Annotated in this window: 11 protein-coding genes; 5 read left to right on the top strand and 6 right to left on the bottom strand. The window is 69.6% G+C overall.

The annotated features are described in order from the left end of the window. Window positions 1–10: 10 nt before the first annotated feature. The 3 genes from ABD292_RS40170 to ABD292_RS40160 all read right to left on the bottom strand — a co-directional run bounded on the left by ABD292_RS40170 (window position 11) and on the right by ABD292_RS40160 (window position 2,086). The gene (locus ABD292_RS40170) at window positions 11–952 is read right to left on the bottom strand and encodes a hypothetical protein (RefSeq protein WP_344217011.1); all 942 of its coding nucleotides are present in this window, start codon (window positions 950–952) and stop codon (window positions 11–13) included. Then, a complete protein-coding gene (locus ABD292_RS40165) occupies window positions 949–1,491 on the bottom strand; it encodes an RNA polymerase sigma factor (protein WP_344217009.1) in 543 nt (180 codons plus the stop codon). The genes ABD292_RS40170 and ABD292_RS40165 overlap by 4 nt, the downstream gene beginning before the upstream one ends. A 124-nt stretch (window positions 1,492–1,615) precedes the next feature. Then, on the bottom strand, window positions 1,616–2,086 hold the full coding sequence (locus ABD292_RS40160) for a hypothetical protein (RefSeq protein ID WP_344217007.1): 471 nt from the start codon (window positions 2,084–2,086) through the stop codon (window positions 1,616–1,618). Window positions 2,087–2,269: 183 nt separating this feature from the next. Between ABD292_RS40160 and ABD292_RS40155 the strand changes: the two genes are divergently transcribed. From ABD292_RS40155 to ABD292_RS40140, 4 genes are all read left to right on the top strand, one after another. Next, on the top strand, window positions 2,270–2,893 hold the full coding sequence (locus tag ABD292_RS40155) for an HAD family hydrolase (RefSeq protein ID WP_344217005.1): 624 nt from the start codon (window positions 2,270–2,272) through the stop codon (window positions 2,891–2,893). Between the two features lie 15 nt (window positions 2,894–2,908). Further along, window positions 2,909–4,087 carry a helix-turn-helix domain-containing protein gene (locus ABD292_RS40150; protein ID WP_344217003.1) on the top strand — a complete coding sequence of 393 codons (1,179 nt, stop codon included), beginning with the start codon at window positions 2,909–2,911 and terminating at the stop codon, window positions 4,085–4,087. 175 nt (window positions 4,088–4,262) lie between these two features. Beyond that, complete coding sequence (locus ABD292_RS40145) at window positions 4,263–4,499, top strand: hypothetical protein (RefSeq protein ID WP_344217002.1); 237 nt, start codon at window positions 4,263–4,265, stop codon at window positions 4,497–4,499. Further along, the gene (locus ABD292_RS40140) at window positions 4,496–4,825 is read left to right on the top strand and encodes a hypothetical protein (protein WP_344217001.1); all 330 of its coding nucleotides are present in this window, start codon (window positions 4,496–4,498) and stop codon (window positions 4,823–4,825) included. The genes ABD292_RS40145 and ABD292_RS40140 overlap by 4 nt, the downstream gene beginning before the upstream one ends. 319 nt (window positions 4,826–5,144) lie before the next feature. On the opposite strand, the gene ABD292_RS40135 is transcribed toward ABD292_RS40140, so the two are convergent. Next, window positions 5,145–7,829: a cellulose binding domain-containing protein gene (locus tag ABD292_RS40135; protein ID WP_344217000.1), complete on the bottom strand. Its 2,685-nt coding sequence runs from the start codon at window positions 7,827–7,829 to the stop codon at window positions 5,145–5,147. 189 nt (window positions 7,830–8,018) lie between these two features. On the opposite strand from ABD292_RS40135, the gene ABD292_RS40130 reads away from it, so the two are divergent. Next, a complete protein-coding gene (locus ABD292_RS40130; protein ID WP_344216998.1) occupies window positions 8,019–8,765 on the top strand; it encodes a glycoside hydrolase family 16 protein in 747 nt (248 codons plus the stop codon). On the opposite strand, the gene ABD292_RS40125 is transcribed toward ABD292_RS40130, so the two are convergent. Both ABD292_RS40125 and ABD292_RS40120 read right to left on the bottom strand, forming a co-directional pair. After that, on the bottom strand, window positions 8,722–9,213 hold the full coding sequence (locus tag ABD292_RS40125) for a DoxX family protein (RefSeq protein WP_344216996.1): 492 nt from the start codon (window positions 9,211–9,213) through the stop codon (window positions 8,722–8,724). The genes ABD292_RS40130 and ABD292_RS40125 overlap by 44 nt on opposite strands. Before the next feature lie 138 nt (window positions 9,214–9,351). Then, entirely contained in the window at window positions 9,352–12,246 is a 2,895-nt protein-coding gene (locus tag ABD292_RS40120; RefSeq protein WP_344216994.1) for a glycoside hydrolase family 3 protein, read from the bottom strand. Window positions 12,247–12,250 lie beyond the last annotated feature (4 nt).

Genomic DNA, 12,250 nt, shown 5'->3' with positions numbered 1-12,250 from the left:
CCACGACTGGCTAGTGCCACCAGTCGCTGGCCGGGGGATCGATCATGGGCAGCGAGTCCTTGGGCAGGCCGGCGGGGGCGGCGACGGAGACGGTGACGGCGTCGGAGGCGATCCGCTCGACGTCCTCCACGAGCCACTCGTCCTTGACATGCGCGGGATCGACGGCGTAGCCGCCGCCGGTGCCGTCCGGGTTGTCCCACATCACCACGTACCCGACCTTCATCCCGGCGGCCTTCAGGTCGGCGCTGACCCGCGCGACCGGCTTGCCCCTGGGTCTGTACCCCTTGATCACGCCCGCGCCCGGAGCGACGTCGATCTGCACCGGGGTGGCATAGAGCTCGCCGGGGGCCGCCGGACGGCCGATCCCGACGACGAGCCGCCCCGTCACACCGACCGGGATGGACACCTTGCCGCACCAGACCGAGCGGCAGCCGTCCTCCCTGGTGCTGATCATGATGCCGCCGCCCTTGGGATACGTGCCCTCCACGAGCGCCGGGCCGATCAGCTTGCCGACGTCCTCCGGCGCGACCGGGGCCTTGCGCACGTCGACGTCCAGGCCGATCGCCCGGAACGCCTCGGCGAACTTGCCCACGTCGGCCGCGGGGTCGTTGATCTCCACCTCGATGATCTCGCCGCCGGTCCTGCCGTCGTCGCCGGCTCTGAGCGAGACGGCGGCGTTGGCGTACTCCGTGGCGGGGCCGCCGAACGGCGTCCAGACGACGAGCGCTGCGGCCAGCCCGGCCGCCACCAACCCGAGCCCGAGACCGCGCCGCACGGCCACGCGCCCGCGCCCGCTCCGGACGGGCTCACGCTCGGTCTCCATGATCGACTCCATCAGCGCCCGCGCCCCCGCGCCGGACGCCTGCCCCGCGGGCTCGCCATCCAGGTCCTCGTCCCGTACGCGGGCGAGATCGGCGATGTTCACAGCGTGCTCCCTCCGGGGGATGTTCATAGCCGGCTCCCTTCGAACGCGACGGCGCGCGAGTGCTGGACGCCTGCCTCGGCCAGTCTCCGGGCGAACCTCCTGCGCGCGCGATAAAGCCTGACTCGTACGACATTTGCTGATATCCCGAGCACCTTGGCGATCTCGGAAGGGCTCAGCCGCTCCCACGCGACCAGCGCCAGCAACTCCCTGTCGTCATCAGGCAGCGACCTGAACACCTGCCCGAGCTGGGAGAAATCCTCGCCCGGCAGCTCGGCGGCGAACGGCGAGGCGGCGAGCTGCGCCCGCAGCGCGGCGGTGCGTTGCTCGTGGCGGCGCTCGCCGCGCCGCTGGTTCGCCAGGACCTTCCTGGCCACGCCGAAGAGCCACAACCTGGCCTCGTCTTCTTGCGGGACCTCCTCGATACGACGCCAGGCGACCATGAACGTCTCGGCCACGACGTCCGCGGCGTCGTCCGGGTCGGGACAGCGGCGCAACGCGTACCCGAGCAGAGGCCGGTACGAGGAGGCGTAGAGCTCCTCGAAGCGCCTCTCGGGATCTGCTCCCACTTGGGCTCCTCACTTGGGGCGTTTGACACTCAACCCCATGTCCGGCAATTCCGGAGCATTACCGAACGGAAGGAGATTTCCCGATATGGGCGTTGATCGCGTCGTCCCGTCCCGAGGAACGGCGTCAGCGCCCGCCGTAGTGATCGCCGGTCGACAGGCGGTAGGCGGCGTACGCGGTGACGCCGTACGCCAGGTGCGGCATGACGTCCGAGATCCAGTCCGTGGCCGACCACGAGCGCGGATCGGTGGTGCCGAGCATCGTCAACGGGGCGTTGGAGCCCACCATGGCCAGCGCCGTGAGCGCCAGCACCCCGACCGGCCACGACGGCCGCCACCGCGCGGCCGCGAGCCCGTAACAGAGCGCCGCCCCGGCCCCGGTCGCGTAGCCGAGCAGCGAGCCCAACGCCTCCTTGCGATTGCCCGCCCGCTCCCCCTCCCCGAGGTCCACGTCGGCCAGGCCCGCCATCTTCTCCACGGCCTGCTGGGGCGTGCTGCTGGCCGGGCGGGCGCGGATCGCCATGTCGAGGTAGGTGACGACGTTGAGCGCGCTGGTCCCGGCGGCTCCGGCGATCAGACCTCTCACGAGCGTGTGCATGCCCGCCCGCTACCCGGGGGTCCTCGCGTTACGCCGTGCTATTGCTATGACAGGAGAAGCGGCTGACATGGGAGAACACACGTCCTCGGGCGCCGAGGGCGACTGTGAAGTTCTGAGGCTCAGTCGTGAAGACACCCGCATGAGGTCAGTCAAGCGGCTTACGCTGTCGACGTGGTCCGGTCTGTGGTGTTCGACATCGGCGAGACGCTGGTCAGCGACGATCGGTATTGGGGGTCATGGGCTGACTGGCTCGGGGTGTCCCGCCACACGATGTCGGCGCTCGTCGGCGCGGTGACGGCGCTCGGCTTGGACAACGCCGAAGCGCTCCGTATGATCCGCCCCGGCATCGACCTCCAGGCGGCGTACAGGGATCGCGAGAACGCCGGCCGAGGTGAGTATCTGGACGACACCGACTTGTACCCCGACGTGCGGGATGGGCTTCAGGCCCTGCAGGACATGGGCCTACGCGTCTGCATCGCCGGGAACCAGACAGCCAAGGTCGGCGAACTGCTGCGCGGCCTGCGCCTTCCCGCCGACGCCATCGCCACCTCGGCGGAATGGGGTGTGGCCAAGCCGGATGTCGCCTTCTTCGACCGCGTCATCAAGCTCGCTGACGCGCCCCCCGGAGAAACGCTCTACGTCGGCGATCATCCTGTGAACGATGTCATTCCAGCCAAGGCTGCGGGCCTCGTCACCTGCCTCATCCGACGGGGACCATGGGGGCTTCTCTGGAGCGACGACCCGGCCGTACCTGCCGATCTGCGCATCAGCGGGCTCGCAGACCTTCCCGCTCTCCTGCGGAACTGACCGGACGGAGCCCTCATGCCCTCGGCGAGGAAAACCAGCGCGGGCGCGGGAGATCGCATCGCGGCGATCCGCAGCACGCGCCGCATGACGCAGAGCGATCTCGCACGGGCAGCGAACGTCTCCCTCAGCATGATCCGAAAGCTGGAACAAGGAAGCCGAAACCCGGGCGACACCGTTCTCGATGCCATCGCCGCGGCCCTTGGTGTCGATCCGTCGCAGCTTCTGCATGGAACCAACCGCACAGACAGCCGGGTCCACGGCGCGATCCCCCTCCTGCGCCAGGCGATCACCACCTGCGACTTTCCCGACGAGGGTCCAGTGCGCCCCCTGCCTGAGCTGCAAGTCGCCGCACGCGAAGCGGTCCGGTGGCGCTTGGAATCCCAGTACGTCCGGCTGTCTTACGTGCTTCCTGAGCTGATCACGGAACTCGTTCGAGGATGTCGGACGGCATCTGCTCTCGCACCGCTGTTGGTCACCTCGTACCGCGCGGCCGACGCAGTCGCCTACAAGTACGGCTATCTGGACCTATCGGCCCGGCTGATCGACCTGATGCGCCAAACCTCCATGCTCGTGGATGACCCGCTGCTCGCGGCGTCAGTGGCTTACGTACGGACCGAAGTCTTCTTCGCCACGCACACCTGCGGAGCGGGACTACGGGCCCTCGAATGCGAGATCGACCGCCTTAGCACCCGTAAGGACACGAGTCTCCAGTACATGGGCGTACTGGGGTCGCTGCACATGCGCGCTGCCGTCGTCGCGGCCCGCGCCGGTCAGGTGGAAGACGCCTTGAGCCATCAGGTCGAGGCTCAGCGGCTCGGCGGCATCGTCCCCGAGGGCATCTATTACGGGACGGCCTTCGGGCCGGACTCGGTGCGCATCCATGAGGTCTCGTTCGCCGTCAGTCTCGGCGATGGCCATCTGCGGCCTGCTCTCGACATCGGGGACACCTGGGCGCCACCGTCCAGCATGTCCGCCGAACGCCGGAGTGGCTTCTTCATCGAGTTGGCGCGTGCCCGACTTTGGGCCGGCATGAGAGACGCCGCCTTCGACGCGTTGAGAAGCGCACGCCGGATCGCGCCGCAACACACGCGTGAGCACCGCTGGGTACGCGAGGACGTCGGGACGCTCCTGCGCCTCCACCGCGCCAGCAGTGACGAACTGTGCGCCTTCGCCGATTGGCTTGGCTTGTCCTGACAGCTCGCGCGTAACACACGGTGTGTCATTTCACGTTTACTCCGCGCATCAGGATTGGGGTCGTCCAAGCCGGTGACGCAGGCAGGAGCCTCACAACCACTGCCTGCTGAAGCGGACCCGCCACCGATGCCTTACATCGCCGACGGGTCCCTGATCATGATGGTGGTCCTGACCCATGACACACGAGAGGGACGCAGCCGCCGATCGTCCGGTGTTCGCCGGATGGCGGATCATGCGCAGTGACGCCGGACGGTTCTGGGCGACGCGTGAGCGGCCGTTCTCCCGGGCCGTCGAGGACGCGGGCGCGCACCGTACGGTCGACGCCGACGACCTGGTGAAGCTGTGCCAGGCCATCGCGGAGCAGGAGAGCATCGCTGAGCGGACTCGCCCATCCCTATGGATGGCCCGGTGACCGCGTCCGCCGTCGTTCTCGCTCGACCTGATGCCATCGCGGAGGAGGATTGTCCGGGCATCTCGCCGCATCCGGCCGCGCCACGCTCGGAGCGTACGGCGCTGCGATGGATCGGGCAGGGCCTCGCGCCCGGCCGGGTCGTCGCGTACACCTGCTCCTGCCGGATGACCGCCTACGAACTGGTCGCCTGCGGCGGCGTCTACCAGATCCGCCGCCGCACCTCTCCTCGCCGGGGCGTGCCGCCCGTGTCCTGGACGGCCGATCGGTGGCGCCGCGGGGAAGCGCTCGAATGGTGGCGCCTCCTGCTCGCCGGTCAGGCCCGATGAGCCGCCCCGCCGATCGGGTGTCGAGCCCGGCCGACGGAGCCGCGGGCGGACTGACGTACACCTAGGGCATTCAAAGCCCTGCCTTGCACGACGTCGAGGGCACGTCCTAGCCATAAGGCGGCATAATTCCTGGTCCAGCGCGTCTGGGGCCGGGCATCCGGGAGAGCGGGAGAGGGCTGGAAGCCCTCTCGCCCGGGGATCGGGGCGGAGCCTCGATCCCCGAGGAGGGGCGCCCGAGCGGAGCGAGGACCTTTTGGGGTGGGCTCCCGGCGGCCCACTTGGTGAACGGGCGACGGGTGGGTGCCGGGGAGCCCACCTACTAGGCGGGGGTGCAGGTGAGGGTGGGGGTGGTGGCGGTGCCGGAGCCGTTGAAGCCGAACGATGTGGAGGCGTTCGCCGCCAGGTTGCCGTTGTAGCCGACGTTCGTCACGGTCACGTTCGTGCCTGACTGAGTCACGGTGCCGTTCCACAGGGAGGTGATGGTCTGGCTGCCTGGCCAGGTCCAGGTGACCTTCCAGCCGCTGATCGACGAGGAGCCGGTGTTCTGGACGGTGACTTCGGCGCCGAAGCCGCCCGGCCAGTTGTTGCCCGGCTTGTACGTGGCCGTGCAACCGGTGCCGGTCGTCGGGGTCACGGTCGGGGTGGCCGTCCCCGTCGGGGTGACGGTGGCGGTCGGGGTGACGGTGGCGGTCGGGGTCACGGTCGCGGTCGGGGTGACGGTGACCGGGGGGCCGGTGCGGTCGCCGTAGATGATGCCGCGGCCGTTCGTGCCCAGGTAGACCCGGCCGTACACGCGCGGGTCGCCCGTCAGCGCCTCGCCCATGTTGCCCCACTGGTGCTTGTCGTCGTTGATGCGCAGCCAGCTCGACCCGCCGTTGTCGGAGCGGTAGAGGCCGGTGACGTTGTCGATCGTGGCGACCGTGTAGATCGCCTGGTACGTCGCCCCGGGCGCCGCCTTGCCGAAGCCGACGTTCACCGACTTGGTGATGCCGCTGACCTTGGTGAAGGACGTGCCGCTGTTGGTGGAGTGCCAGAGGCCGCCGTCGCCGGCGACCCACAGGTCGCCCTCGATGCCGGGCACGGCCTTGAACTTGCCCGTGGCAGGCAGGCCGGTCGCGGCGGTGGCGGTGAACGTGGCGCCGCCGTTCGTGCTGAGGTAGAGGCGGCCGCCGCTCAGGCCGTAGAACTTGCTCGCGTTGACCCGGTCGGACTCGACCACGGCGTCCGTCGGCAGGCCGGAGGCGGTCTGCCAGGAGTTGCCGTAGCCGACCGAGTAGACGGGCGTGACGCCCTTGGGCGCCCACACGAAGCGGGAGCCGTCGGCCGCGGCGGCCACCGTGCCGCCCTCGTTGACGCCGCCCGGCTCGGTGCCCTGGAACCAGTTCGCGCCGCCGTCCGTGGAGAAGGCGACGTGGCTGTCGTTGGGGCGGTCGGCGTCGGTGAAGTTGCCGGCCCTGACCATCACGGACGGGTTCTTCTCGGCGTAGTCGAGGCTGGTGGTCGAGGTGAACAGCGGCTGGGTGAACATCATCGGCGGTACGGCGTCCAGGTTGGTGTGGCGGAAGCCGGCGATGTCGCCGAGGCCGCTGATCAGGGGCGCGCCGCTGGGCGGGCTGATCAGGTCGAGCACGGCGGTCTCCTCCAGGCCCTTGGCCATGGGCCGGATGGTGAACTGGCCGCCCGCGTCCCATTGGGTGAGGTTCTCGGTGCCGTAGACGGTGGCGCCGGTGCCGTACATCATCCGGTTGGAGTCGAAGGGGTCGATCTCCAGCGACTCGGTCATCCAGCCGAGCTTGGGGGTGACCTCGGGCGGCTGCGGGTTGGTGCCGAAGGTCAGCCACGGGTTCTCGGTGATGTTCATGGTGTAGCGGAAGCTGCGGTTCGGGTACGACGTCCAGTCCCAGACCCGGGTCCAGGTGGCGCCGGAGTCGGTGGAGCGGAAGAAGATGACGTCCGGCCACCAGGAGATCTGGGTGGCGACCATGAGCGTGCCGGGCTTCTGCCGGTCGATGGTGAGGCCGCTGTAGCCGAAGTAGTCGTCGCTGGAGGAGGACGGGACGGGGCTGATCTGTGTCCACGTCCCGGTCGCGGTGGCGTAGCGCCACACGTCGCCCTTGGCCCCGTCGTACGGGCCGCCGGTGTCGCTGGTCGCGATGTAGAGGTAGCCGTTGACCGTGTCGAGCACGCCCTTGTGGGCGATGTACCCGGTGGGCTGGCCGGCGAGGCGCGACCAGGTGGCGCCGCCGTCCGTGGTGCGGTAGACGGTGTTCTCCTTGTCGGCGACGCCCACGTAGATGGTCTTGGTGGCGGTGCCGGCGCTGGAGGAGCGCTTGTCGTAGGTCACCCAGACGACGCCGGGGCGGTGGCTGAGGTAGCCGTTGGCGTCATTGGGGTCCTGGGCGTAGTTGCCGGCGTTCGGGAAGCTGGCGACCTTGGCCCAGGTGGCGCCGTAGTCGGTGCTGCGCCAGAGGCCGTTGCCGTTGGGCGTGCCGAAGTAGAGCACGCGGTTGTCGTTGGGGTCGACCGACAGCGCCTCGCCCATGCCGCGTCCCGGCATGTTGCCGCCGAGCTTGAACGGCAGCGCCGTGACCTGCCAGGTGTCGCCCTTGTCGGTGGAGCGCAGGATGGCGCCGTTGTTGGGGTCCCAGCTGTTGGTGTACATGCCGACGGCGGCGTACACGCGGTTGGTCTGTACGGGGTCGGTGGCGAGGCTGATCACGCCGTTGTAGCCCCATTTGTCCCAGCCGACCCAGTCGAGCAGCGGAGTCCAGGACTTGGTGGACTGGTTCCAGCGGTACGCGCCGCCGATATCCGTGCGGGCGTAGATGAGGTTGCGTTCCGTCGGGTTGAAGACGATCCCGGGGACGAACCCGCCGCCGTCGATGCGTACGTTCTTGTACGCGTACGGATCCGAGGCGACCGCCGAGACCGGCGTCATCCTGACGACGGCCACCACCAGCAGGACGGCGAACGTCGCCAGGCAGGCCAATAACCTTTTTCGCATGCGCGGCTCTTCCTTTCCGGGCACGCCGGAGGGCGGCCCCAAGGCATCGGATGACCGCCATGCACGAGCAGAGTGCGAGACCCTGACCGTCTCCGCGCCTTCCGCGCATGAGCTTCCCCAGAAGGCTCACACATCGCGGCGTCGGAGGTCAATAGTTTGGACGTACAACGAATTAAAGGAGCAACTGACGTGCTGGAGTTCGAGGACACCTTCGACGGCGACCGCCTGGACGAGACGAAGTGGGTCCCCTACTACCTGCCCCAATGGAGCGGCCGGGAGGCGGCGCGGGCCCGCCACCGGCTGGGCGGCGGCCTGCTGCGGCTGCGTGTCGAGGAGGACCAGCCCGCGTGGCACCCGGAGGCCGAGGGCGAGCTGCGGGTGTCCTCGCTCCAGACGGGCGTGTTCTCCGGGCCGGTCGGCAGCGCCGTCGGCCAGCACGGGCGCGGCGGCCTGACGGTCCGCGAGGAGCAGGCCGCGCGGCGACTCTACACGCCGCAGTACGCCCGGATCGAGATGCGCGCCAAGGCCCTCGACGACCCGGACTCGATGGTCGCGCTCTGGATGATCGGCTACGAGGACGCGCCGGAGCGCTCGGCCGAGATCTGCGTCGCCGAGATCTTCGGCAAGGACGTCGGCCCGGACCGCTCAAAGGTCGGCATGGGCGTGCACCCCTTCGGCGACCCGTCCATCACCGACGACTTCACCGTGGAGGAGCTGCCGATCGACGCCCGCGAGTTCCACGTCTACGCCGCCGAATGGACCCCTGAGCAGGTGTCGTTCGAGGTGGACGGGCGGCACGTACGGACGGTGCGGCAGTCGCCGGCCTACCCGATGCAGCTCATGCTCGGCGTCTACGAGTTCCGTCCTGGCTCCGGCACGTACCCGAAGGAGTTCACCGTGGACTACGTGCGAGGCTACGCGCGCGGACCTCGATAGCCGCCCAGAGCGCGATCGCGATGTAGAGGACCTGCTCGGGGACGCGCTGCCACAGCGGGGTCGCGGGCTCGCCGCCGAGGGTGACGTCGTTCAGCGCGGCGTACACGTTCGCCGGCAGCATGGCGGCGAACAGCAGCGCCAGGCAGATCCCCGCGGCCCGCCGGGTGCGCTCCAGCACGAGCCCGGCCGCCCCGGCCAGCTCCAGCACGCCGGTCAGATAGACGACGAAGGCGGGGAACGGCACGAAAGGCGGCACCATCGCCACCATGTCGGCGTGGTTCGGCATGAACGTCACGCTCGCCGGGACGAAGTGCGCACTGGCCGTCATGACCAGCATGACGGCCAGCCCGTGGGCGGCGCTGACCCGCCAGGTGGCGAACCGGGTCACGCCCAGCGCGCCCAGCGACCGGAACGCCAGGGTGGCGACCAGCAGGACGATTACCGTCATCACGACTCCCTCATTGGATAGCAGCACTATCTATACACTAGATAACTCTACTATCCAAGAGGAGGGTTCCGTGGCGGCCACGACCATGCTCATGGCCGCCACGGAACGTCTCATCGGGCCGGGCTCATCGGGCCGGGTTCATCGGGCCAGGGCGAAGTCCTTCAGCCGCAGATCACCCTTGAACACCAGGTACAGCGCGCCCGAGCCGGCCTTCACCGTCGCGCTCACCGACCCGTACTGGTAGATCCCGCCCGTGGCGGGCACCGGCACGGTGGCGAGCAGCGGGCCGGTCGGCGAGCCGGAGCGCACCTCGAACGAGCCGCCGCCCGCCGACGCCACCGCCGCCGTCAGCCGCGAGCCCCACGACGCCTTGGTGAACGACACCCAGTCGCCCGCCGAGCCCTCGACGACCTCGCCGGCGACCTTGCTCTCGTCGGCGAAGACGACGCCGGAGTAGTCGTCGAAGTCCATCGCCCGGGTGGTCCGCGTCAGGTCGCGGACCGGGACGCTCTCGCCCGACACGCGCAGCCTCGTGGTCTGCCTGATCCGGTCGGAGGCCGAGCCGACGAGCACGTCATGCGTGGCGGTCTCGACGACCCACTTGCCGCGCGTGTGGTCCCACACCGCGAGGTCGGACTTCTTCAGCGGGAAGGTGAGCGTGCGGCTCTCGCCGGGGTTGAGCGTGACCCGCTGGAAGCCGCGCAACTGCTTGACCGGCTGGACGAAACGGGACTCGCGCTGGTGCGTGTAGAGCTGCACGACCTCGTCGCCGCGGACCCGGCCGGTGTTGGTGACCTTGACGCTCACCTGCTCGCCCTGGACCCTGAGCGCCTGGTAGCCGAAGCTGGTGTAGCTCAGCCCGTGCCCGAAGGCGTAGAGCGGCTTGTCCTTCCCGTACAGGTAGGTCATGCCGGTCTTGGTCAGGTCGTAGTCGAACCTGCTCGGCAGGTCGTCGCTGGCCGGCCAGGTCTGGGTGAGCCGGCCCGCCGGGTTGACGTCGCCGAAGAGCACGTCGGCGACCGCGTGCCCGGTCTCCGCGCCCGCGTGCGTGGTCCACAGCAGCGTCGGGGCGTCCACGATGACCGGGTAGCTGGTCTCCAGCACCACGACGGTCCTCTTGTTGGCCTTGCGCACGGCCTCGATGAGCCGCCGCTGCCCCTCGCCGAGCTGCAGGTTCGGCCGGTCGTGGAACTCGCGGCCGGACACGAACGGGTGGCTGCCCACGACCACGACCGCGACCTCCGCCTTGGCGGCCTGCGCGGCGGCCTCGGCGATGCCGTCGGAGACGACCTCCTTGCCGAACTTCGCGGCCTCGGCCTTCGGGGCCAGGGCCAGGGCGCCGTCCGCGGTGACGGTCACGTACGGGTCGGACAGCCCGAACCAGCCCTCGACCGTCTCATAACCGGCGTACCGGATGAGGTAGCTGCCGTCGGACTGCCGCTCCAGGGCGAACTGCTGCTGCACGTACCAGCCGTCGGGCTCGGCGTCGTCGGTGTCGAGCGAGCGCCAGTCGCCGCCGAGCAGCTTGCCGTTGCCCGCGTTGCGCAGCGTGGAGACGCCGCCGGTCCAGTCGGTGAGGTCCCACTGGGAGGCGGCCGTGGGCGCGGTGTCGAGCAGCGCGGCGTTGTCGTCGGGGCCGGTGCCGGTGGCGGTGACGTACTTGCCGGAGGCCAGGTGCTTGAGCGCGACGCGCTCCAGCCCCTGCCCGGTGCTCACGTCGCTCACCCGCTCCTTGATCCCGGCGAGCGGCGTCACCTGGTACGGGAACTGCCCCGAGTACCAGTCCCGGTGCAGCCGGTCGGCCAGCGGCCCGACCACGGCCGCCGACTTCGGCTTCGCCAGCGGCAGCGTCCCGGAATTGCGCAGCAGCACGGCGGCCTTGGCCGCGGTCTCCCTGTTGAGCTTCTGGTTCGCCGGAGTGTTGATCACCGCCGGCGTGATCTTCTTGTACGGCCCGCCGTCCGGGTCGAAGTGCCCGAGCCTCGTCCTGATCGACAGCACGTGCCGCACCGCGTCGTTGACGTCGGACTCGGCGATCAGGCCCTGGTCCAGCGCCGACTTGAGATGCGTGATCATCGGGCCGCTGTTGCTGTCGTCGATGGTGTAGCTGTCGAGCCCCGACTTCAGCACGGCGGCGAACGCCTCGGGCTTGTTGTCGTAGTAGTGCTCCAGGTCGGTGAGCGCGTGCGGCCCCCAGGCGTCGCTGACGTTGTAGAGGGTCTTGCCGGTCCACGAGCGGACCACGGCGTCGAGGTCCGGGTTGACGTGGTTCGGGCGGCCGTTGACCAGGTTGTAGGAGGCCATGACGCCGGTCGCCGCGTCCGCCGAGATCGCCGTCTTGAACGCCTGCTCGTAGTACTCGTGCTTGAGCTTGGGCGTCAGGTTGGAGGAGGTGATCCCGCGATCGGTCTCGTTGTTGTAGGCGAGGTAGTGCTTCAGCACCGGCGCGGTCTTCAGGTAGAAGGGGTCGTCGCCCTGGAGGCCCTTGCCGTACGCGGTCGAGATCGCCCCCGTCAGGTACGGATCCTCCGAGTAGCCCTCCTCGTTGCGCCCCGCCCGCGGATCGCGCAGCAGGTCCACCACGGGAGCCCACACCTGGGTGCCCCACACCACCGGGTCGGCGGCGTTGTAGCCGCGCGCCTCGTCGCCGACGGCCGAGCCGACCTTCTTGATGAGGGCCGGGTCCCAGGTGCTGGCCAGGCCCACGGCCTGCGGGAACACCGTGCCGCTGGCGAACTTCTGCCGCCAGCCGTCGTTCAGGTCGTTGGACCAGGCCACGCCGTGCAGGGCCTCGGTGCCGTTCTTGTGGTAGGCGATGCCGAGGCGCGGGATCGCGGCCTGCGACTGGTGCAGCAGGCCCAGCTTCTCGTCCAGCGTGAGCCGGCCGAGCAGATCGTCCACCCGCTGCTCCAGGGGCAGGCGCGGGTTCTGGAACGGGAAGTCCGCCACTGTACCGCCCGCCTGGGCGGCCGGCGCCGCGAGCAGCGAGGCCGCCAGGGTCAGGGTGGCTAATAAGGGGACACGTGAACGCATGGGC

Origin of the sequence: Nonomuraea bangladeshensis (genome assembly GCF_039529455.1) — a bacterium.
Taxonomy (GTDB): domain Bacteria; phylum Actinomycetota; class Actinomycetes; order Streptosporangiales; family Streptosporangiaceae; genus Nonomuraea; species Nonomuraea bangladeshensis.
This window is presented reverse-complemented; position numbering and strand designations above follow the sequence as displayed.

Excerpts from the sequence above, each read along its gene's own strand:
- ABD292_RS40135 (WP_344217000.1), bottom strand. The coding sequence starts at position 7,829 with ATGCGAAAAAGGTTATTGGCCTGCCTGGCGACGTTCGCCGTCCTGCTG.
- ABD292_RS40160 (WP_344217007.1), bottom strand. The coding sequence starts at position 2,086 with ATGCACACGCTCGTGAGAGGTCTGATCGCCGGAGCCGCCGGGACCAGC.
- ABD292_RS40125 (WP_344216996.1), bottom strand. The coding sequence starts at position 9,213 with ATGACGGTAATCGTCCTGCTGGTCGCCACCCTGGCGTTCCGGTCGCTG.
- ABD292_RS40150 (WP_344217003.1), top strand. The coding sequence starts at position 2,909 with ATGCCCTCGGCGAGGAAAACCAGCGCGGGCGCGGGAGATCGCATCGCG.
- ABD292_RS40145 (WP_344217002.1), top strand. The coding sequence starts at position 4,263 with ATGACACACGAGAGGGACGCAGCCGCCGATCGTCCGGTGTTCGCCGGA.
- ABD292_RS40120 (WP_344216994.1), bottom strand. The coding sequence starts at position 12,246 with ATGCGTTCACGTGTCCCCTTATTAGCCACCCTGACCCTGGCGGCCTCG.
- ABD292_RS40170 (WP_344217011.1), bottom strand. The coding sequence starts at position 952 with ATGAACATCCCCCGGAGGGAGCACGCTGTGAACATCGCCGATCTCGCC.